The organism is Erwinia sp. 1181_3 (assembly GCF_052824965.1).
Genome location: NZ_VTDE01000005.1, coordinates 30,237 through 51,702, shown reverse-complemented (window position 1 = coordinate 51,702; position 21,466 = coordinate 30,237). Strand labels below are relative to the sequence as shown.

21 protein-coding genes are annotated in these 21,466 nt (G+C 53.4%); 15 read left to right on the top strand and 6 right to left on the bottom strand.

What is annotated here, in order from left to right; all coding sequences use genetic code 11:
• Positions 1-247: 247 nt before the first annotated feature.
• From hslO to FY046_RS14750, 3 genes are all read right to left on the bottom strand, one after another.
• On the bottom strand, positions 248-1,126 hold the full coding sequence (gene hslO / locus FY046_RS14760; RefSeq protein WP_133846657.1) for an Hsp33 family molecular chaperone HslO: 879 nt from the start codon (positions 1,124-1,126) through the stop codon (positions 248-250).
• A 22-nt stretch (positions 1,127-1,148) separates the two neighbouring features.
• Entirely contained in the window at positions 1,149-1,550 is a 402-nt protein-coding gene (hslR, locus tag FY046_RS14755; RefSeq protein WP_133846658.1) for a ribosome-associated heat shock protein Hsp15, read from the bottom strand.
• 131 nt (positions 1,551-1,681) lie between these two features.
• On the bottom strand, positions 1,682-3,820 hold the full coding sequence (locus FY046_RS14750; RefSeq protein WP_159337847.1) for an intracellular growth attenuator family protein: 2,139 nt from the start codon (positions 3,818-3,820) through the stop codon (positions 1,682-1,684).
• A gap of 399 nt (positions 3,821-4,219) precedes the next feature.
• Here FY046_RS14750 and nudE point away from each other — a divergent pair, with 399 nt between their 5' ends.
• A complete protein-coding gene (nudE, locus tag FY046_RS14745; RefSeq protein WP_133846704.1) occupies positions 4,220-4,786 on the top strand; it encodes an ADP compounds hydrolase NudE in 567 nt (188 codons plus the stop codon).
• A gap of 78 nt (positions 4,787-4,864) precedes the next feature.
• Here the strand turns inward: nudE and mrcA are convergent, their stop codons facing one another.
• Complete coding sequence (gene mrcA / locus FY046_RS14740) at positions 4,865-7,417, bottom strand: peptidoglycan glycosyltransferase/peptidoglycan DD-transpeptidase MrcA (RefSeq protein ID WP_133846660.1); 2,553 nt, start codon at positions 7,415-7,417, stop codon at positions 4,865-4,867.
• Positions 7,418-7,532: 115 nt separating this feature from the next.
• On the opposite strand from mrcA, the gene pilM reads away from it, so the two are divergent.
• The 12 genes from pilM (at position 7,533) to trpS (ending at position 17,435) form a co-directional block, all read left to right on the top strand.
• Positions 7,533-8,360, top strand: coding sequence for a pilus assembly protein PilM (pilM, locus tag FY046_RS14735; protein WP_446186215.1), 828 nt, complete (start codon positions 7,533-7,535; stop codon positions 8,358-8,360).
• The gene (locus tag FY046_RS14730; RefSeq protein ID WP_212813620.1) at positions 8,360-8,905 is read left to right on the top strand and encodes a PilN domain-containing protein; all 546 of its coding nucleotides are present in this window, start codon (positions 8,360-8,362) and stop codon (positions 8,903-8,905) included. Before pilM ends, FY046_RS14730 begins: the two co-directional genes overlap by 1 nt.
• Complete coding sequence (locus tag FY046_RS14725; protein ID WP_446186214.1) at positions 8,902-9,399, top strand: HofO family protein; 498 nt, start codon at positions 8,902-8,904, stop codon at positions 9,397-9,399. The genes FY046_RS14730 and FY046_RS14725 overlap by 4 nt, the downstream gene beginning before the upstream one ends.
• Positions 9,389-9,790 carry a HofP DNA utilization family protein gene (locus tag FY046_RS14720; protein WP_159337853.1) on the top strand — a complete coding sequence of 134 codons (402 nt, stop codon included), beginning with the start codon at positions 9,389-9,391 and terminating at the stop codon, positions 9,788-9,790. The genes FY046_RS14725 and FY046_RS14720 overlap by 11 nt, the downstream gene beginning before the upstream one ends.
• Positions 9,711-10,955 carry a DNA uptake porin HofQ gene (hofQ, locus tag FY046_RS14715; RefSeq protein WP_133846665.1) on the top strand — a complete coding sequence of 415 codons (1,245 nt, stop codon included), beginning with the start codon at positions 9,711-9,713 and terminating at the stop codon, positions 10,953-10,955. The genes FY046_RS14720 and hofQ overlap by 80 nt, the downstream gene beginning before the upstream one ends.
• A gap of 392 nt (positions 10,956-11,347) precedes the next feature.
• Positions 11,348-11,869, top strand: coding sequence for a shikimate kinase AroK (aroK, locus tag FY046_RS14710; protein WP_048917675.1), 522 nt, complete (start codon positions 11,348-11,350; stop codon positions 11,867-11,869).
• 53 nt (positions 11,870-11,922) lie between these two features.
• Positions 11,923-13,011: a 3-dehydroquinate synthase gene (gene aroB, locus FY046_RS14705; RefSeq protein WP_133846666.1), complete on the top strand. Its 1,089-nt coding sequence runs from the start codon at positions 11,923-11,925 to the stop codon at positions 13,009-13,011.
• A gap of 91 nt (positions 13,012-13,102) precedes the next feature.
• Positions 13,103-14,083, top strand: a complete 981-nt coding sequence (locus FY046_RS14700) for an SPOR domain-containing protein (protein ID WP_446186213.1) — start codon at positions 13,103-13,105, stop codon at positions 14,081-14,083.
• Between the two features lie 126 nt (positions 14,084-14,209).
• Positions 14,210-15,028 (top strand): adenine-specific DNA-methyltransferase, encoded by an 819-nt coding sequence (gene dam / locus FY046_RS14695; protein WP_446186212.1) that lies wholly within the window; start codon positions 14,210-14,212, stop codon positions 15,026-15,028.
• Positions 15,029-15,065: 37 nt separating this feature from the next.
• Positions 15,066-15,752 carry a ribulose-phosphate 3-epimerase gene (rpe, locus tag FY046_RS14690; RefSeq protein ID WP_133846669.1) on the top strand — a complete coding sequence of 229 codons (687 nt, stop codon included), beginning with the start codon at positions 15,066-15,068 and terminating at the stop codon, positions 15,750-15,752.
• Positions 15,736-16,413, top strand: coding sequence for a phosphoglycolate phosphatase (locus FY046_RS14685; protein ID WP_133846670.1), 678 nt, complete (start codon positions 15,736-15,738; stop codon positions 16,411-16,413). The genes rpe and FY046_RS14685 overlap by 17 nt, the downstream gene beginning before the upstream one ends.
• Positions 16,414-16,430: 17 nt before the next feature.
• Positions 16,431-17,435: a tryptophan--tRNA ligase gene (gene trpS / locus FY046_RS14680; protein ID WP_133846671.1), complete on the top strand. Its 1,005-nt coding sequence runs from the start codon at positions 16,431-16,433 to the stop codon at positions 17,433-17,435.
• A gap of 55 nt (positions 17,436-17,490) precedes the next feature.
• Here trpS and FY046_RS14675 read toward each other — a convergent pair whose 3' ends face one another.
• Positions 17,491-17,934: a hypothetical protein gene (locus FY046_RS14675; RefSeq protein WP_133846672.1), complete on the bottom strand. Its 444-nt coding sequence runs from the start codon at positions 17,932-17,934 to the stop codon at positions 17,491-17,493.
• A 152-nt stretch (positions 17,935-18,086) separates the two neighbouring features.
• Here FY046_RS14675 and FY046_RS14670 point away from each other — a divergent pair, with 152 nt between their 5' ends.
• Positions 18,087-19,364: a cytosine deaminase gene (locus FY046_RS14670; RefSeq protein WP_212813630.1), complete on the top strand. Its 1,278-nt coding sequence runs from the start codon at positions 18,087-18,089 to the stop codon at positions 19,362-19,364.
• A 49-nt stretch (positions 19,365-19,413) separates the two neighbouring features.
• On the opposite strand, the gene tsgA is transcribed toward FY046_RS14670, so the two are convergent.
• Positions 19,414-20,598, bottom strand: coding sequence for an MFS transporter TsgA (tsgA, locus tag FY046_RS14665; RefSeq protein ID WP_133846674.1), 1,185 nt, complete (start codon positions 20,596-20,598; stop codon positions 19,414-19,416).
• A 276-nt stretch (positions 20,599-20,874) separates the two neighbouring features.
• Between tsgA and ppiA the strand changes: the two genes are divergently transcribed.
• Positions 20,875-21,447, top strand: a complete 573-nt coding sequence (gene ppiA / locus FY046_RS14660; protein WP_133846675.1) for a peptidylprolyl isomerase A — start codon at positions 20,875-20,877, stop codon at positions 21,445-21,447.
• The last annotated feature ends 19 nt before the right edge of the window (positions 21,448-21,466 follow it).

The following is a 21,466-nucleotide window of genomic DNA, read 5'->3' as shown; positions in this document are numbered from 1 at the left end:
GGCAAAGAAGGAAAATGAGAAGCCACGCCGGGTTCAATGAAAAGAATCGCATTTGTTGCATCAATAGTGCTAAGTCGGTGTCTTTTTGTAGTGATAAATACCAGGTTATGAAGAATTTTTAGCGGGAAAATGCGATTTTTTGTGACGGGAGTATCGTATTGTTTTTCGATAGAAAATAAAGACAGGCGGGGTAAAAACGGGGCATCGTTGAAAAGAAAAAGGCCGGGTAATATCCGGCCCCTGGCGATTAGTGAACCTGTTGGTCACCTGTCGCAGAATCATTACGGATCGCGGCAATATCGACCGCATCATAGACGTAGTGATTACCGCAGTAGTCACAGTGCATATCAATGTTGCCATCTTCCTGCAGGATCTGGTCCACTTCTTCATCCGGCAGTGTTCGCAGCACATCGCCGCAACGTTCGCGTGAACAGGTGCACTTGAAGCTCACGTTCTGGGGTTCAAACAGGGTGACTTCTTCCTGATGATAGAGACGCCACAGCACGTCATTTGCTGGCAGGCCCAGCAGCTCTTCTGTTTTGATCGTTTCTGTCAACGTCGCCAGATGGTTGAACTCATCCAGGCTGGCATCCTGAGCCGGCAGAACCTGCAACAGAATACCGGCTGCACCCACCTGCGATTCTGTTTCGCCGGTGCGGATAAACAGACGAGTAGGGAGCTGCTCTGAACGCATAAAGTAATCTTCCAGGCAGGCGGCAAGGGTGTCACCTTCCAGCCCGACTACGCCCTGGTAGCGCTCACCTTCTTTCGGAGAAATGGTGATCACCAGATAGCCATTGCCGACCATCTCTTTTAGGCTGCTCCCATCGGCAATCTCACCCTGCATACGTGCAACACCGCGCATTTCCTGAAGATTGTTACCGTTGATTACGGCCATATTAAGCGGGCCATCACCCTGTAACTGCACCGTGATGTCACCGTCAAATTTCAGGGTAGCTGTCAGCAGGCTGGTGGCCACCAGCAGTTCGCCAAGGACCTGTTGCACTGGCTGAGGGTAGTCATGACCCTCAATGATTTCCTGCCATGTCTGGGATACGGTAACCAATTCGCCGCGCACAGCATGGTTTTCGAACAGGTAACGGTGCATTTGGTCTTGCTGGGACATAGTGTTTCTCTCGAGTGTGGCGTTATTCGTCGCCAGAATGTTTAAATTTCATCAGGTCACGACGTTCCTTTTTATCAGGGCGCCGGTCAGGGTGCGGCATAGTGAGGGCATTCATTTTACGCGCCAGCGCCACTTTTTCCCGCTTCTCAATACTCTCTACCGTTTCGCGGTACAATTGTTGCGCAACAGTCGCCGGGCCACGTTTGTCAGTGATCGCTTCAATCACCACGGTGCGCTGATCGTTACCCTGGCGCAGCGTCAGCTCGGCAGCCACTTCCACCAGTTTACTGGGTTTGCTGCGTTGACCGTTGTAATGGACTTTGCCGCCTTCGATCATTTCGCGTGCGTCTGCCCGGGTTTTATAAAACCGTGCGGCCCAAAGCCATTTATCGAGCCGGACCCCGTCAGAGGGTTTCTCTTTCATCGCTGCTCCTTTTGGGAATACCCCTATATAGGGTGTCCCCCGTCATCTTTCAAGTTAACGGGTGGGGGCGTCCAGGATTATTTTGGGTATGGAGGGCATTAGCTATTAAAAATAGCACAGATGCGATGGGCTCAGAACATCGGCCGCACGGTCTGTATATCGTTGAGCGAATGGTTGAGGCATTTGTCGTAATACTGGTGAATTTCCATCATCCGAAGACGATTACGGTGAATGCGACGCAGTGCCAGTAGCGTGTTAATGACCAGGATCAGAGAGAGCAACAGCAACAACAGGCTGCTGCCGAGGTAGTGCCATAATGTGATGGTGTCCGGCTCGCTGTGCAGTGCGATGTGGCGTGTGCCGTTGGCATCGGTGGTGATGCTGGTAATGATCCCGTTAGCGTTAAACGGCGTGTGCAGCAGCATACCTGCCAGACGTTGCAGTTCTGGCCACTGGTCGGGGGCGTTGTAATCAAACAGTGATGCTGCCGGGGAGGGCTGATTCACCAACTGGCGACCTTCGTCACTGAGGATCAGAAAACCACCCGGAGGAGGGCTGTTCAGTGCGTCTGCGGCACGGCGTGTTTCACGATAGAAGAAAGAGGAGGTTGCGGTATTGACCAGATTTTCGAGCGCTTCGGCACTCACCGGGCGAAGTAACACGTTCATGCCGTTGAGTGCACCGGAATTGGCACGGTGCACCAGCGTTTGCCAGTCTTTGGCATTGCCGAGGTTGACCAGCGCATTTTTCAGACGCACACAGTCCTGTTCCTGGCTGCACAAATCCTGCGTTTTTTGCACGATATCCGAGAAATCGTCCAGCAGGATCATGCCTGACTTCTGAATGGCGGTGGCCAGCTGCGGATTGAGTTTTGGATCGGTGCTGGTCTGCGGATGAAGCTGCATCCGGGTGGTATCCAGCAGTGCGGTGGCTTTATCGATAATATCGGACTGCGGCAGGGGCAGGGGTTCAGCGTTGTTCCAGTATACCGCAGAGCAGTCGAACGGCATAAAGTCATAGCTGCGGTTGCCCTGATAGGTGGTTGGAATCGAACACATCCCCGTGCCTTTGACTTTCAGGCTGTCGCCCACATGCAGGGCAACGTTTTCTAAGTCACTCACCTGCGTGACCTGCAGACTTTCCGTGCCTTTAATCCATGCCAGGCTCAACTTCAGTGGCATGCTCAGGGGGATCCAGGAAATCAGCAGTACCAGCACCAACAACGCACCCGCAGCCAGCACAACATTTTTACGCCAGCGTTGGATTGGGAAATTACGCACCTCATCCTGCAGGGAGAGGAAACGTCCCTGGCGAACGACCTGGCGGTTAAGATAGATATCAACGTCGGTAGTTTGACCCAGGTCCTGGGCTACGTAGCTTTGCCAGTGTGGCGGATAGATCAAATCGATAATACCCAACGAGATGTTACTGACCTGACCCTGGTTGGATTCGCCAAATAAGCCCCAGCGTTTCGGTGCGCCGCGCAGGCAGTGGATGTCACGCAGGTCTTTCTCTGTGGGGCGGCGGTACAGCATCCAGATGCTGAATAAAATCATGCAGATACCCGCCAATATCAGCCAGGGCATCAGAACAACCGGCCCCACGAGGCTGATGAAAAACAGCAGTAATCCCGTGCTGATAAGCAGGGCTTCCCGGGTGCCATCCGGTTTGCTCAATGCATACTCTTCCAGACTCTCCTTGCGAACGCTGAGAAGCTCAACGTTCTCGCCCTCTTCTTTGCGGATAGAGGCATTTTGCCCGGTCGCGCGTACCATCGGCACCAGTGCAGGCGATTCCCAACGATATTGAGTCAGTGAGTGCCCATTGAGTGAAATGACCAGCGGGATCGTTTGCGTTTTAATGAGCTCAACGTAGTTCTCTTCCGCAATGTACTGCTCCCACAATGGGGGCAGATGCACTTCAACCGCATCCAGGTAGTAGCGCCATTTATTTTGGTCGTCGGTGGAGAGTCCGTAGCGGGTGATGGAGCGAGTGACGGGATAAACATTGTTGCTTTGAGATGTCAGAACCAGTTGTTCGGGTGAGCTGCTGGCACCGGTTGGCTGGGTATCATGCCGATTATTAGCCAGCATGGAGACGTAGCGTTCTACCGCTGTGCGTTCTTCGTCGCTCAGTTTGCGATAAGGGGGACTAATGAATGGCAGTGGTTTCGCCAACGGCGGGCGATGCCGCATAGCGTACCAAAAAAAACAACCTGCCGTCACCGAGCAGGCCAGCATTACAGCCAATATGATGACTATTGTGCTCATGCTCCCCTCATTCCTGCCACGATGCTCCTGTCATTTCTCTCGCATAAGATGGTGGGTCAATACCAGCCAAAAATGGCGAGTGAAGACAGAATAGGCAATTCACTGTGTGATTAAAAATAGCGCTAAAAATCATAAAATTAGAATAATTGTATAGCATGGCCGGGGGTGATGTTACCAGGCATTTGCCATAACAGATATCGGCATAATCCTATTTTTTAGTCGTTCAATTGACATTCTTTAAAAGATTTTCCTCATATTAACAAGGATTTGTTATAAAAAAGTAAAATGATTCATGCGATGATTGGATTCCTGCGGCACCTGCCGCACAATGGACAATAGCACACCCGTGTTTGCACCGGGCATGACGTTAACCTTATTCGGCTTTTCGCTGGGGCCATGATGACCAGACAATTACAAAAACCTACTATCCACAAAGTTGAAGCTGTTGCGCGCTCCAGGTTGTTCACGGTAGAAGCCGTTGATCTGGAGTTCAGCAACGGTGCGCGCCGTGTGTACGAACGTATGCGTTCCTCTGGCCGTGAAGCGGTTATGATCGTACCGATTGTCGACGATCATCTGATTCTGATTCAGGAATATGCTGTCGGGCTGGAAAGCTATGAGCTGGGGTTCCCGAAGGGATTGATTGATGCTGGCGAAACGCCGTTTGAAGCCGCCAATCGTGAACTAAAAGAAGAGGCCGGGTTTGGCGCTCATCAGTTGGAGACACTGGGAAAACTGACGATGGCGCCGTCCTATTTTTCCAGTCAGATGAACATTGTGGTGGCAGAGGGACTTTATCCTGAGCAACTGGAAGGGGATGAACCTGAGCCATTACCGCAACTGCGCTGGCCGCTAAATAATTTGCTGGCGCTCCTGGATGAACCTGATTTTCGCGAATCGCGTAACGTCAGTGCGCTGTTTCTGGTCCGTGAATGGCTGGTGAAGCAAGGCCGGCTGAGTTACTGATGTGAGCCATCGTAACGGGTGAGTGTGGTTGACTGACCTGAAATAAAAAATGCCGGGCAATTGCCCGGCATTTTTGTATCAGAACAACTCGTGGCTTTCGCCGTTGTCCATCAGTGTGGTTCCGACGTCATGTACGGAATATTCAGTCGGCTGGGTGCCGTTGATGAAGTATTCCGCGCGGCTATTGCCGCCACCGTTCGCCAGTTTGCCGGTGCTGCGGTCGATATTGACCGTCACTACGCCTTCTGGCGGCGTCAATGGTTGTAACGGCACACCATCCAGCGCGGATTTCATATAGTCATCCCATGCTGGCTGTGCGCTCTTGGCACCGCCTTCGTAGCCTGATATCTGATCTTTAATCGCCCCGGAAGCCGTGGTGCGTCCGAGGTCACGGCGGTGATCGTCAAAACCGATCCACACCGAGGTGACAACCCCCGGCCCGTAGCCGGAGAACCAGGCATCTTTTGAGCTGTTAGTGGTACCGGTTTTGCCACCGATATCGTTACGTTTAAGGTCGCGGCCAGCCCGCCAGCCAGTGCCCATCCAGCCTGGCTCACCAAACACATTCGAATTCAGCGCACTTTTAATCAGGAATGACAGCGGGGTGTTGATCACGTGTGGCGCATATTGCTGCTGGCCATCCTGCTGACCCTGCTGTGGAACCTGCTCCAACTGCGGTTGTGGTACGGCAACATTGTTACCTTCCGACGATACCGCCACGTTTTCTACGCTGTCTTCACTCAGTGCGACGGCCTTCTGAGTGTTGCCATAGATCACCGGCAGATTGCACTCTGCACAGGCGACTTTCGGTTTCGCTTCGAAGACGTGGTTGCCTTGCTCATCATCGATGCGCGTGATGAAGTACGGGTCAACCAGGAAGCCGCCGTTCGCCATCACAGAGTAGCCACGTACCATCTGCAATGGGGTGAAGGAGGCCGATCCCAGCGCCAGTGATTCCGTATGGACGATGTTCTGTGCCGGGAAACCAAAACGCTGCAAATATTCGGCCGCATAGTCGACGCCCATGGCGCGCATGGCGCGCACCATCACAACGTTCTTCGACTCACCCAACCCCTGGCGCAGACGAATGGGACCCGCGTAGGTATTGGGTGAGTTTTTCGGACGCCAGTCAGCACCGGCACCTGCATCCCAACGAGAAATCGGCACGTCGTTAAGAATAGATGCCAGCGTCAAACCACGGTCCATTGCTGCGGTATACAGGAACGGTTTGATATTCGAACCGACCTGGCGTAACGCCTGGGTTGCACGGTTAAACTTGCTCAGATTGAAGTCAAAACCGCCCACAAGTGCGCGCACGGCACCATCGTGTGGGTCGAGCGATACCAGTGAGGAGTTCACATCCGGCACCTGGCCCAGTTGCCAGTCGTTATCCACTTTGCGTACCCAAATCTGCTGACCAGGCTGCAATACCTGGCTCACCGAACGCGGTGTGGCACCTTGTAAGGTGTCTGACTTGAACGGGCGGGCCCAGCGAACACTGGCGAGGTTTAGCGCAACGCTGCTGCCATCACGCATAATGGCCGTGGCTTCCTCGCTATTACTGGTGGTAACCACTGCCGGGAACAGCGGACCGTACACCGGTAAAGACTTCAGCGTTTTCATGATTTCGCTGTGGCCCCATGCCTGCTCACCCACTTTCCACAGCACACTGGCCGGACCGCGATAACCATGACGCATATCATAGGCAATAACGTTGTCCTGAACCGATGTCTGTGCCGCCAACTGGAGCTTACGGGTGACGGTGGTATAGACCTTATAACCGTCGTTGTAGGCGTTCTCACCGAAGCGCTTGATCATCTCCTGACGCACCATCTCAGTCAGATACGGCGCTGAGAAAGCAATTTCCGGCACATGATAGTTCGCCACCAGTGGTGTGCTGCGCGCTTCGTTATACTGCATCTGCGTGATGTAGTGCTGGTCAAGCATACGTGCCAGAACGGTATTGCGACGCTGCACGGCACGATCATGAGAATAGAGTGGGTTAAATGTCGACGGTGCTTTTGGCAGGCCGGCGATCATGGCGATCTCACTCAGTGACAGCTGATCAACGCTTTTACCAAAATAGACCTGTGCCGCAGCGCCAACACCATAGGCGCGGTAGCCGAGGTAAATCTTGTTCAGATACAGCTCAAGGATCTCGTCCTTGCTCATCATCTGTTCAATGCGAATGGCGAGGAACACCTCCTTGACCTTACGTATCAGTGTACGTTCCGGGCTGAGGAAGAAGTTACGTGCCAGCTGCTGGGTAATGGTACTGGCCCCCTGCGACGCATGACCGGAAACCAGCGCAATGCTGGCTGCACGGAAAATACCAATCGGGTCGACGCCATGATGTTCATAGAAGCGGCTGTCTTCCGTCGCGATAAAGGCCTTCACCATTTGCGGTGGGATTTGTTGCAGCGTCAGTGGAATACGGCGTTTCTCGCCGTACTGTGCGATAAGCTCGTTATCGGCACTGTAGACCTGCATTGGCGTCTGCAGACGCACATCTTTCAGCGTGGCGACATCCGGGAGCTGTGGCTCTATGTATTTGTACAAACCATAGATCGAGCCAGCTCCCAGCAAGATGCAACACACTGCAAGGATCAATAAATACTTTACGAACTTCACCTGATATTTCCCACTTAAAGTCGGTTGGGCAGTTTATAAACAATCGCGCGGTAGTATAAAGGCAAGCCTGTACCTTGGATACGTCCTTTTCAACAGACGATAAGGAGATCGCGCAATGGCTTTTAAGACATGGCAAGTCGGGCTGGATATTCAAAACGGGCAGCTCTGCGCCCTGGGCATCCAGCGCCGTCGAAACGGCTGGCAGCTACGTCATTGGTGGCAGCATACGTTGCCGCAAGATACGTTAAGAAATGGCCTGGTGCAACGCCCGGACGATGTTGTGGCATTACTGCAACGCTGGCGTAAACACCTTCCTGCTCGCATTTCACTGCGGGTCGGCTTCCCCCCGCAGCTCGTCATGCAGCGCCAACTGGCGAAGCCTGCCTTACGATTACGTGAACCCGATCGTAACAGTTACATCATGGCGGCGGCGAGACGATTTTTCCCTATCGCACCCGAAGCGCTGGCGCTGGATTACCGTGGTAGTGATGACGTTGACGGGGCGATGTATCTGACGGCGGCACGCCAGGATGCACTACAAAATTGGGTAGACTGCCTGCAACAGGCCTCGCTGGCTCCCGATGTTCTGGAACTGACTCCGGCGGCACTGTATGCGCTGGCTCGTGGACTGTCACTGGAGGCGTCCGCCGCACTGGTGCACCGCCTGAACGATCACTGGCTGTGGTATGCCACGCAGTCGGGTGTTCATGCCTGGGGCTGGTGTTCACTGGAAGATGCAGCCGATTTTAGCGCACTACAGCAGCGATATTTACAAGGCAGCCACTCAGTCTGGTACAGCTCTGTGCTGGCAGAAGAGCGGCCGGAAGGCACCTTCGCCTTGTCGCCGCTGGCCGCAGTGCAATGTTATCAGCCGCCGTTGCCCGTGTATGACGGTGCTTTTGCATTGGCAACCGGTCTGGCATTACGCCCGGAGGATTGCTGATGGTATGGGTGAACTTATTGCCCTGGCGGCAGGTGAAATTGCAGAAGCGCTGGCGCGTCTGGCGTCTGGCAGGGGGCGTTTTAGTTCTGGTGTTTTCCATGCTGATGCTGGAGGGATACTGGCAGCGCAGTCTCAATCACCAGCAGAGTCGCACGCAGGGTCTGTGGAGCGCCGCGCTAAACGATGTGCAGGCCCTGAGTGCACGCACGCAGGCCGCACGACAGCAGCTCAGCGCCTTGCAACGTCAGCAGCATCACCTCATGCACCGTCAACAGCAGATGACCCAGTGGCGTGATTTCGCGCGGGGTCTTGGCCTGCACTTTCCACCGGATACCTGGCTGAGCGTGTTGCATAAAACCCGCAAGGAACTGGTGTTACGCGGGGTGGCGGCCAGCATTCAGGAACTGCACCAGTTGCGTGACAGATTACGCGAGGTCACGTTGTTTAAACAGGTCAATTTGGGGGCAGTCCAGCGTGTTCGCACGGGCGAAATGACGTTTGATATGCAGGCACTACCGTTTTTGTCTCCTGGTGCCGACGAATGATGCACCGCTGGCTGATCGGTTGGTTGCAAATGCCGGCATGGATACGCTTGGGCAGTTTTTGTGGCGCTGCGCTGTTGCTGGCGATGCTGTTATGGGGCGCCTGGTGGCATCCGATAAAACAAAAGCAGCAGCAGGGCGAACAGCAGTGGCAGCAGCTGGCACACCGTTATCGTCAGCAGCTGCAATTACTCCGCGCCATGCCCGCACTTGCCACCGTGCAGCAGCAGACAGAACAGATCGAGGTACGGCTTACCTCTGACGTCATCCGGCCTTTTTTACTGCCTGACCTGCTCAAAGCCAGCGGTGCGGTACTGGAATACTGGCACCCTGCCGGGCAGGGCGGTGAGCTGTCTCTGATGCTGAACTGGCCACAATTTATTGCGCTGCTGGATTATCTTTCTGCGCTTCAGCCCACGTTACTGTTTTCCCAGTTCAAACTGCAACGTGAGGAACAGCAATTGCGCCTGGTCATGGAGTTAACGGATGAAAATTAAGCTGGCCTGGGGATTGCTGTTGTTGATGTGTAACGTGTGGGCGCGCGATCCCTTTTTTCCTCTGAACGTCCAGCGTTGCGCGTCCGTTGCAGAGACGGAACTCACCTGGCGTTTACTGGGACTGATTGGCCGAGAGGGCCGCTATGACGCGTGGCTGGTCTCGTCTCAACATAAATTGCTCTGGCGGCAGACTGGCGACCCATTACCCGGCACGGAGTGGCGTATCGCGGAGATTGATGCTCAGACTGTCACGATCACGACTTTACAGGACTGCCCGCCGTCACGGCGGCTGGGTTTAAAAGGAGGACATCATGCTCAGGATAATTTACCTCTGGCTGGCGCTGATAAGCCCGTTATCAGCCAGCCAGATTCCCCTCTCTCTCGCTTTTGACGCCGCTCCCGTCGGGCAGGTATTGCAGGCGCTGGCCGATTACCAGCAGCTCAACCTGGTGGTAGCACCGGGGGTTGAAGGCACGCTTTCTCTTCGGCTGAAAGACGTGCCCTGGCAGCAGGCTTTACAGTTGGTGTTAAAAATGGGGCGCCTGACAATGGAAAAACAGGGCAACGTGATGCTGATTTATCCGGAGAGCTGGCAGCAAGAGGAGGAGCGAAAAACGGCCGCACGCCGTGAAGCTCAGGAACAGACGCTCCCCCTGCATAATCGTACGCTCACTCTCCAGCATGCCGATGCCGCAGCGGTCAACGGCAGCCTGCAAAATGAGCGCGCCCGATTAATGACCGCGCGTGGCAGCATTACGCTGGATAGCCGGACTAACAGTTTGTTATTACGTGATACTGAAAGTGCCCTCGATCAGGCAGAACGTTGGGTGCGCCAGCTGGATGTGCCGTTGGCTCAGATTGAGCTGGCAGCACATATCGTCACCATCAGTGAAGAGAATCTGCGTGAATTAGGGGTTAACTGGGGGCTAAGTGGATCTGAACAGGTGGCAGAGGCGCTGCGTAGCAGCCAGCTGAGAGTGGATCTTGGCGTCAGTCGCCCGGCAGGTATGGTGGGTTTGACGCTGGCAAAACTGGATGGTCAGTTGCTGGATCTTGAGCTGAGCGCGCTGGAAAGAGAGCAGCAGGCCGAGATTATTGCCAGCCCACGCTTGTTCACATCGCATCAGCAGACGGCCAGTATCAAACAAGGTACGGAAATTCCCTACGAAGTTGCCAGTGGAAATAGGGGGTCGACCACCATGGAGTTCAAAGAGGCGATGCTGGCGATGGAAGTCACGCCAGAGGTACAGGCTAACGGTCGGATTTTACTGAAACTGCATATTTCTCAAAATGTACCCGGAAAAAATATGCGAAGCGGTGAAAACGAGGTCCTGACCATCGATAAACAGGAGATTGATACCCAGGTGATGTTGAAGGATGGGCAGACGCTGGCGCTGGGAGGGATTTTTCAGCAACAGAGCGCCACAGGGCGCACTAAGGTGCCTTTTCTGGGCGATATTCCGCTACTGGGTGGCCTGTTTCGTCACGATGTACGTGAACAAAAAAGGCGTGAATTGGTGATCTTCATCACACCGAGACTGATTCGTAGCGATTAATGCGATTTTTGAGGCAAACTGTAACACCTGCATGTTTTTTCCGGAATTGCTGACAGTTGGGTTTGACGCAAGGACGGAATTAGCTTACAAGGTTTAGCGATTTTGAATTACGGGCCAGGTGCCCTTAGCAGCGAATGCTTTTTAACCGTTTTTTATCGTGCGCAACCGGCGTAGCCGATGCAACCACATCCGGCTGATAAATGAAGCGGACTGAAACGCGCCAAAATATTGCGTGCAATGGGCAAGGTAAATTTAATCGGTTGCCAAAACACCTTCAGTGTTGAGATAATTTTCGTCTGACTCTCGCACTATCGCTCATGAGGTTTCAGTTCATGTCCTGCCTGGTTTAAGGCGGGGTATCATCAACGAATTGTCTTAGTAATACCGAAAAAATGGCAGAGAAACGCAATATCTTTCTGGTTGGGCCTATGGGTGCCGGCAAAAGCACTATTGGGCGTCAGTTAGCTCAACAACTCAATATGGAATTTTTCGATTCCGATCAAGAAATTGAGCGACGTACCGGAGCGGATGTGGGCTGGGTTTTTGACGTCGAAGGCGAAGAAGGCTTCCGCGATCGCGAAGAAAAAATCATCAATGAACTCACTGAAAAGCAGGGCATTGTGCTGGCGACAGGTGGCGGTTCCGTCAAGTCGCGCGAAACGCGCAATCGTCTCTCCGCCCGTGGCGTAGTGGTTTATCTTGAAACGACTATCGAAAAGCAACTGGCACGTACTCAGCGCGACAAAAAACGTCCGCTGTTGCAGGTGGATTCTCCACCGCGTGAAGTGCTGGAAGCATTAGCCGATGAACGCAATCCGATGTATGAAGAGATTGCCGACGTAACCATTCGTACTGACGATCAAAGTGCGAAAGTGGTGGCTAATCAAATTATCAATATGTTGGAAAAGAGCTGATTCAGGCTCTGACGGCCCACTTGTGGGCACAGCAAAAAAGGTGATACAGCGTCATGGAGAGGATTACCGTAACTCTTGGGGATCGCAGTTACCCCATTACCATCGCCGCCGGGTTGTTCGCAGATCCGGCTTCTTTTTGGCCGCTTAAAGCGGGCGATCAGGTCATGCTGGTAACCAACCAGACGCTGGCTCCTCTCTATCTGGAACCATTGCGTTCACGCCTTGAGGGCGCGGGCGTGGTGGTCGATCAGGTGATTCTGCCGGACGGTGAGCAGTTTAAATCGCTGGCCGTGATGGATCAGGTATTTACCGCATTACTGTCCAGGCCTCATGGCCGGGATACCACTTTGGTGGCACTGGGTGGCGGTGTGATTGGTGATCTAACCGGATTTGCAGCCGCCAGCTACCAGCGTGGCGTACGTTTTATCCAGGTCCCAACCACGCTGTTGTCGCAGGTTGACTCCTCTGTGGGGGGGAAAACTGCCGTCAATCATCCGTTGGGTAAAAACATGATCGGGGCATTTTATCAACCTGCCTCGGTGGTGGTAGATCTTGACTGTCTGAATACTCTACCAGCGCGTGAGTTCTCTTCCGGTCTGGCGGAAGTGATCAAATACGGCATCATCCTTGACGGTGAATTCTTCACCTGGCTTGAAGACAATCTGGATGCCTTGCTGGCGCTGGATGGCACGGCGCTGGCGTACTGTATTCGCCGCTGCTGTGAGTTGAAAGCGGAAGTGGTGGCAGCAGATGAACATGAGCACGGCCAGCGTGCGTTGCTGAACCTTGGGCATACCTATGGTCACGCCATTGAAGCCCATATGGGTTACGGCAACTGGCTGCACGGCGAAGCGGTGGCAGCCGGGATGGTAATGGCTGCACGCAACGCTGAACGTCTTGGTCAGTTCAGTTCGCAAGATACAGACCGTATTATCACGTTGTTACAGCGTGCCGGGTTACCGGTACATGGGCCAGAAAGTATGGCGGCGGCTGACTACCTGCCACATATGATGCGTGATAAAAAAGTCCTGGCTGGCAAGCTGCGTCTGATTCTTCCCCTGGCCATCGGCAAAGCCGAAGTGCGCAGCGGAGTACCACATGATATGGTTCTTGCATCCATTCAGGATTGTCTGAAGCCATAGCGATTATCTGTACCAGGTCTCCTGGCTACTATTCTGATGTATCGCCGTTCAAGGGTTCGAACGGCATTGCCGCTCTATGGGAGGAGGTTAAATGGACGAGTTTAAACCGGAAGACGAGTTAAAACCTGACACCAGCGACCGCCGACCAACGCGGTCCCGCAAAACGTCGTCTGCACCAAAAATCCCTGTATCCCGACAGCATATGATGATGGGAATTGGTATCCTGGTTCTGCTGCTGCTTGTGTTAGGTATTGGGTCTGCATTGAAATCACCTGATAACAGCAGTGCGAAACAGCCTGCAACGCCTGCGGGTAACGCCGGTGGTGAAAAGAATATCGATCTCTCCGGGTCCTCTTCAATGAGCGGCCAGTCAGGCCAGCCAGCTACGTCTGAAACCGGTACAACCCCGAATAATACTCAGTCGGCTTCGTCACAGAATGTGGGTGTTCCACCGATTTCCCCAACGCCGACAGAAGCACAGCCAGTGCAGACACCGCCGAATCAACAGCGTGTTGAGCTGCCAGGCGATCTGAATACAGCTTTGAATGACCAGCAAGGGCAGGTTGATGCTGCAGCACAGGCAGGTCAGGGAGAGTCTTCATTGCCAACGGCGGCTGCTACAGTAGCACCAGGGGCAGAAACTCCGCGCCAGGCAAGCAACAAACCTGTTACGGCTCCACGTCCGACGGCAACGCATCAGAATAAACCGGCGGCGGCCCATACGCCTGCTGCCAGTAAGCCTGCGGCGAAAGAAAGTAAACCAGCGACTACAGCCAGTCAGAGTACGCCAGCCGCGCGTAGCGGTAGCACCCCCGGCGGTAACTTTACGCTGCAACTCAGCAGTGCATCGCGTTCAGACACGTTGAATGCCTGGGCGAAAAAACAAAATCTGAGTGGCTATCATGTCTATCAGACCACGCGTAACGGACTGCCTTGGTATGTACTGGTGAGTGGCTCTTATGCGACTTCAGGTGATGCTAAACGCGCTGTTGCCTCTCTACCGGCGGAAGTTCGTGCTCAGAACCCTTGGGTAAAACCGGTGAGCCAGGTAAAAAAAGAAGCGGGTAAATAACACCCCGCCGGGGAAACCCGGCGTATCCTTAGTGTGTGTGCGTGCCGCTGGCACGCAGAGCATTCAAAGCGCAGATATGCTGTCGGTGTAACCACAGCCTGATGAGTAAAAGTAATTAACGACAGCATGAAAAAAAATCGCGCTTTCTTGAAGTGGGCAGGTGGCAAGTACCCGTTGCTCGATGATATCCGACGCCATCTCCCTGAAGGGGACTGTTTGATCGAACCCTTCGTAGGGGCGGGCTCGGTATTTCTTAACACCCAGTACTCAAAGTACATTCTCGCAGACATTAACAGCGATCTGATTAACCTCTATAACATCGTTAAAGAACGCACGGATGAATTCGTGGCAGATGTGCGCATGCTCTTCGTTCCTGAAACGAATGATTCGGCGGTGTACTACGCCTATCGCAAAGAGTTTAATCTGTGCCGCGATGATTACCGACGAGCGGTGTTGTTTTTATACCTCAACCGCCATTGTTACAACGGCTTGTGCCGTTATAACCTGAGCGGTGAGTTCAACGTGCCGTTTGGTCGTTATCGCAGACCCTACTTTCCGCAAGATGAAATTTACTGGTTTGCCGAACGGGCCCAGCAGGCGACTTTTGTCTGTGAATCTTACGATGTTACGCTGGGGAAAGTGCAAAAGGGGGCAGTGGTCTATTGCGATCCACCCTATGCACCGCTCTCCACGACCGCTAACTTTACGGCGTACCACACCAACAGCTTTAGCATGCGTGAGCAACAACATCTGGTCGAACTGGCTACGATGCTGGCCAACGAGCATAGCATTACCGTGCTGATCTCGAACCACGATACGCCGCTAACACGTCAGTGGTACGAGGGCGCTATCCTGCATGAAATCAAAGTGCGTCGTTCGATCAGCCGCAGTGGCAACACGCGAAGTAAGGTCAATGAATTACTGGCGTTGTATACTGGCCGGTGATGACGCCTGAAACTCAGGCACAACCAGGGAGAAACGGATGAAACAGTTTTTAATTGCCCCATCAATTCTTTCCGCAGATTTTGCCCGCCTGGGCGAAGACACTGCTAAAGCACTGGCTGCTGGCGGTGATGTGGTTCACTTTGATGTGATGGATAACCATTACGTTCCCAATCTCACGATGGGGCCGATGGTGTTAAAAGCCCTGCGCGATTATGGCGTGACTGCGCCGATCGATGTCCATCTGATGGCCAAACCGGTTGATCGTTTGATACCTGATTTTGCCAAGGCCGGTGCCAGCTATATCACCTTCCATCCAGAAGCCTCCGAGCATGTTGATCGCACACTGCAATTAATTAAAGAGCAGGGCTGCAAGGCGGGCCTGGTGCTGAACCCGGCAACCCCTCTCAGCGTGCTTGATTATGTGATGGATAAGCTGGATGTGATCCTTCTGATGTCCGTGAACCCGGGCTTCGGTGGTCAGTCATTTATTCCGGGTACCCTGAATAAACTGCGTCAGGTACGTAAGCTAATCGATCAGAGCGGCTATGATATTCGCCTGGAAGTGGATGGCGGCGTTAAAGCGGACAACATTGGTGAGATTGCCGCAGCGGGTGCCGATATGTTTGTTGCCGGTTCAGCCATTTTTGGTCATCCCGATTACAAAAAAGTGATCGATGATATGCGCACCGAACTGGAGAAGTCTCGTCATGGGTCATTTCACTAACGTCCGTGCCCTCGCGTTTGATCTTGATGGCACGCTGACCGATAGCGCCCCAGGATTGACGAGTGCCGTTGATAGCGCACTCAATGAGCTGAACCTACCCATAGCGGGTGTTGAGCGGGTATCAACTTGGATTGGCAACGGGGCGGATATTCTGATCGAGCGCGCTCTGACCTGGGCGCTGGGCCATGCCCCACAGAGCGCCCTGCTGTCTGATGCGCGGGTGCTGCTGGATAAACACTATGCACAGAGCGTAGATGGTGGCAGCCTGCTGTATCCTGGCGTCAAAGAGACGCTGGCCGCGCTGGCCGCACATAACCTGCCGATGGCGCTGGTCACCAATAAGCCCACTCCGTTTGTTGCTCCACTGCTGCAATCGCTCGGTATTGCCGACTACTTTTCCCTGATTATTGGTGGCGATGATGTGGTGGCAAAGAAACCGCATCCGGCCCCGCTGTTTCTGGTTTTGGGAAAGTTTGGTCTGCTACCGGGAGAGTTGGTATTTGTTGGCGATTCACGCAATGATATTCAAGCCGCGCAGGCGGCAGGATGTCCCTGCATTGGCCTGACTTACGGCTATAACTACGGTGAGCCTATTGCCACCAGTCAGCCCGACGTCACGCTTGATCATTTTAACGATTTGTTGCCCGCACTCGGGCTGTAATTATTCAGGACGGAAACATGAGCAAACCCATCGTATTTAGCGGCGCACAGCCTTCAGGTGAACTGACCATCGGTAACTATATGGGTGCGCTGCGTCAGTGGGTACAGATGCAGGATGATTACCACTGCATCTACTGCATCGTTGACCTGCACGCCATCACGGTTCGTCAGGACCCGGTTGCACTGCGTAAGGCTACGCTGGATACGCTGGCACTCTATCTTGCCTGCGGCATCGATCCACAGAAAAGCACCATTTTTGTTCAGTCGCACGTGCCTGAGCATACGCAGCTTGGCTGGATCCTTAACTGTTACACCTATTTCGGTGAACTGAGCCGTATGACTCAGTTTAAAGACAAATCCGCCCGTTACGAAGAAAATATCAATGCGGGGCTGTTTGACTACCCGGTGCTGATGGCGGCAGATATCCTGTTGTATCAGACCACTCAGGTGCCGGTAGGTGAAGACCAGAAACAGCATCTGGAGCTGAGCCGTGATGTGGCTTCGCGCTTTAACGCACTGTACGGCGACATCTTTACCGTGCCAGAGCCGTTTATTCCTAAATCCGGGGCGCGCGTGATGTCGCTGCTGGAGCCGACCAAGAAAATGTCCAAGTCTGATGATAACCGCAATAACGTTATCGGCCTGCTGGAAGATCCGAAGTCGGTAGTGAAGAAAATTAAACGTGCGATGACCGACGGCGATGAACCACCGGTGGTGCGTTATGATGTGAAAGAGAAGCCTGGTGTATCGAATCTGCTGGATATTTTGTCCGGTGTGACCGGTAAGACGATGGCCGAGCTGGAAGCCGAGTTTGCTGGCCAGATGTATGGCCACCTGAAAGGAGCGGTTGCGGATGCGGTATCAGCCATGCTGGGTGAGCTGCAGGAGCGTTATCATCGTTACCGCGATGATGAAGCCTTCCTTGAGCAGGTGATGCGTGATGGTGCAGCAAAAGCGCGTGCGCAGGCGCAGGGCACCCTGAAAAAAGTGTATGAGGCCATCGGCTTCGTTGCTCAGCCGTAAATCGTTACCGGTGGCAATCTGCTAAGGGTTGCCACCCGTTAAGAAAGCAAGAGCATCATGACTGGCGGTGCTCTTTTTTCAATACCAGAATTGCCCCGTCAAACCAGTAGAGTGTTAGCGTATCGTTGACCGGTGCGGTAACGACGGCCCCCGGCCCCCACGGCTCATCGCCACATATCACATTGTACCCACCCGCGACCTGATAGCTGTCTTCGGGATCGTTCTCATCGGCAGACGTCAACGTCGGTCTCTTCAGACAGTTATCCGTTGCCGGATCGATCGTCCGCTGCGCACTGCCTTGACTCCACATAATCTTATTTGACGAAAACGTCACCACTGCGCCCATATATTGCGGATCGTTCTCCACCACAGCCTGGATGCCTGTGCTATCCACATGTACGGCATCAACGTGCCAGATACCTTCCAGCGTGGCATAGTCAGGTGCAGCCGCCATCAGTGGCTGGCTTACCAGCATGCAGGCGATGATCAGGTGCTTCATGGTCCTTTCCTCGCAGTCAATCAGAATGCTGAGTATAGAGGGGAAATTAGCATTCAGGCTGCTGATTTTCATCGGTTCATTCAGAGATTTCCGGCAGCAGTATTAATCCGTGATAGGGTTAACAGCGTGTCTTATTGATGACGGAGGGATTTATGCGTCCAGAATTACAGTGGATTAATCACGTTCGCCTGCCGGAGCGTGAAGGGCTTTGGCAGATTGAGATCCAACAGGGCAAGATTGTGCATATCATGCCACAGCCACCAACGCGTGCCAGCGGTGAAGCACTGGATGCCGAAGGTGGGTTGGCCTTCCCTCCGTTTATTGAACCGCATATTCATCTGGACACCACGCAGACAGCGGGTGAGCCTGCCTGGAATCAGTCTGGGACCTTGTTCGAGGGCATTGAGCGCTGGGCTGAGCGTAAGGCCACGCTGACGCATGATGATGTTAAGCAGCGGGCTCGTCAGACACTGAAGTGGCAAATCGCCAACGGTATTCAGCATGTGCGTACCCATATTGATGTCTCCGACCCGACGCTGACCGCGCTGAAAGCGATGCTGGAAGTGAAGCAGGAGATGGTGCCATGGGTGGATATTCAACTGGTGGCCTTCCCGCAGGAGGGCATTTTGTCTTACCCCGATGGTGAAGCGCTGCTGGAGAAAGCATTGCAATTAGGGGCCGATGTGGTGGGGGCAATACCGCATTTTGAGTTCACCCGAGAATACGGCGTTGAGTCATTGCACCGTGCTTTCGCACTGGCGCAAAAGTATCAGCGTATGGTGGATGTGCATTGTGATGAGATCGATGATGAACAGTCGCGTTTTGTTGAAACCGTCGCGGCGCTGGCGCACCGTGAACAGATGGGAGCCCGCGTGACGGCCAGTCATACCACCGCAATGCACTCCTATAACGGTGCTTACACCTCACGTCTGTTCCGCCTGCTAAAGCTGTCTGGAATTAATTTTGTGGCTAACCCGCTGGTGAATATTCACCTACAGGGCCGTTTCGATACCTATCCGAAGCGCCGGGGCATTACGCGGGTGAAAGAGATGCTGGAGGCGGACATTAATGTCTGCTTTGGTCACGATGATGTTTTCGACCCCTGGTATCCTCTGGGGACTGCCAGCATGTTGCAGGTCTTGCACATGGGGATGCACGTGTGCCAGTTGATGGGATACGAACAGTTAGATGCTGGGATTAACCTGATAACCACTTACAGCGCCAGAACGCTGCAACTGAAGGATTACGGTATCCAATGCGGTAACAGTGCTAACCTGGTGATCTTGCCTGCTGAGAGCGGTTTTGATGCCTTGCGCCGTCAGGTTCCAGTGCGCTACTCGATCCGTGATGGACGAGTGATCGCCGAGACAGCTCCCGCCACCAGCATTATCCATTTGGATGAGAGTGAAAAGGTGGATTTCAGGCGATGACGCTGCATAAAAAAAGGCCGGATTAACCGGCCTTTTTGACATCTTAAGGTTAGTGGGAACCCATATGTCCATGCAACTTGTGCTTGCTGACGAAACCGAGCAGCAGACACATCACAAAGACCACCGCGTACAGGCCGTTAGCGGTCGCCAGCGCCGCGTGTGCACCGCCTTTCTCTACGATCGGGCCAGTGACCACGAAGGTCAACATGGTGCCAACGGTGCCGCAGGTCAGGATGAAGTTCACCAGTTTTGGCGAAGCGACCTTAGTCTGCAACGAACCCAGTGTGATAATGGTGGTGTAGATAGCGCTGGAGAAGAAGCCCAGGCTCATCATGATCCACTTCAGCATGGAGGCATCCGTCGCGCTGATAAACCAGTACATCAGCGCAGTGGCGGCCAGTGCCAGTACGGTGAGGATGCGCTGCGGATCGAAGAAACGCAGAATGGCACTGAAGGCCCACATACCAATCATATACGCGGTCCAGAAGTTACCGACCAGACCCCCGGCTTGTTCGATACTCTGCCCCATATTTTTGGTCGCGTACAGCGGTACCCAGCCAATAAAGCCAAGCTGGCCAAGGATGTAGCACAGTGCTGCCACAGCCAACAGGCCGACGCCGATGCCCCACTTCTCTTTCACTACAGGCTCGCCTCTGGTGGCTTTCTTGCCCAGTACCGGGAATTCAAAGCACAGTGCCAGAACAAAGATGGCGACATAGATGACGCCGATGCAGGCGTATACCCAGTACCACGGCAGAGAACGCGCGAGAATAGCGGCAGCAATAATCGGGAAAATGGTACCCGCCATGCTGAAGAAGGAGTCGGTAAACAGCAGGCGAGAGCCACGCTGACGTCCTTCATACAGATGGGTGATCAGGAACGTACCGATGGACATGGTAATACCACTCACCACGCCAAGCACAAACATGCACAGAGAGAAAACGGTGAGGCTGTGGCTGTTCATCAAGCCCAGCACGGCCAGCACCATCAGCACAAAGCCGAAAATAAGCTGACGCTTCAGTGGCACAATTTCCATCAGCCAGGCGTTCAGGAATACCGCCAGCAGGATACCGGCGTTCAGGAAGGTAAAGGTATTACTCATCTGTGCCACGGGCAGCTGGAAGTAAGCAGCAATATTCTCCAGTACCATACCGGTAACGATAACCACTGCACCGGTCAGCGCATAAGAGAAGAAGCTGATCCAGGTAAGCCCAATTCGATCGCGATTTGTCATAGTGGAAACCTGTTTGAAAGAGAAGTCGTCGGGCGGAATGCCCGTGGTAAACGAGAGAAGTTTAACGATATTCGTGATCTGCTTAAATATTTAATGAAATGAATATCTTCATATTTCATTCATAACGTGATCATTATCACCATTCGGACTTCTCTTATCCCGTTTGCTTCAAGATGTTTGCAGCGTAAATAAAGGTAAAACGCTGGCGCGTTGGTAAGTGCCTCTTTACAATCAGCGTTGTTTTTATGGTTTGTTGCACTCAGTAAGGAATCTTTCATGTTGAAACGTACTTTGACCGCAGTGGCGACCGTTCTTGCCCTGTCGACAATCTCTGCCTCCGCTATTGCCGCGAAGGGGGACACGCATGTGCTGCTGACCACTTCCGCCGGTACTATCGAACTGGAACTGAACAACCAGAAAGCACCGGTATCGGTGACTAATTTTGTGGATTACGTCAACAATGGTTTTTATAACAACACCATTTTTCACCGCGTGATCCCGGGCTTTATGCTGCAGGGCGGGGGATTCACCGCTGACATGCAGCAGAAGCAGCCTAAACCGCCGATAAAAAATGAGGCAGATAACGGCCTGCTCAATAAACGTGGCACCATTTCAATGGCGCGTACGGCTGAGAAGGACAGTGCAACCAGCCAGTTCTTTATCAACGTGGCGGATAACGCCTTCCTCGATCATGGTCAGCGTGATTTTGGCTATGCCGTCTTCGGTAAAGTGGTGAAGGGAATGGATGTGGCCGATAAGATCGCCCAGGTGCAGACGAAAACTTTTGGTCCTTACCAGAATGTTCCGGTGACGCCGGTGGTGATCCTGTCTGCCAAAGTGCTGCCATAATTCTCTGATGGCATTCTGT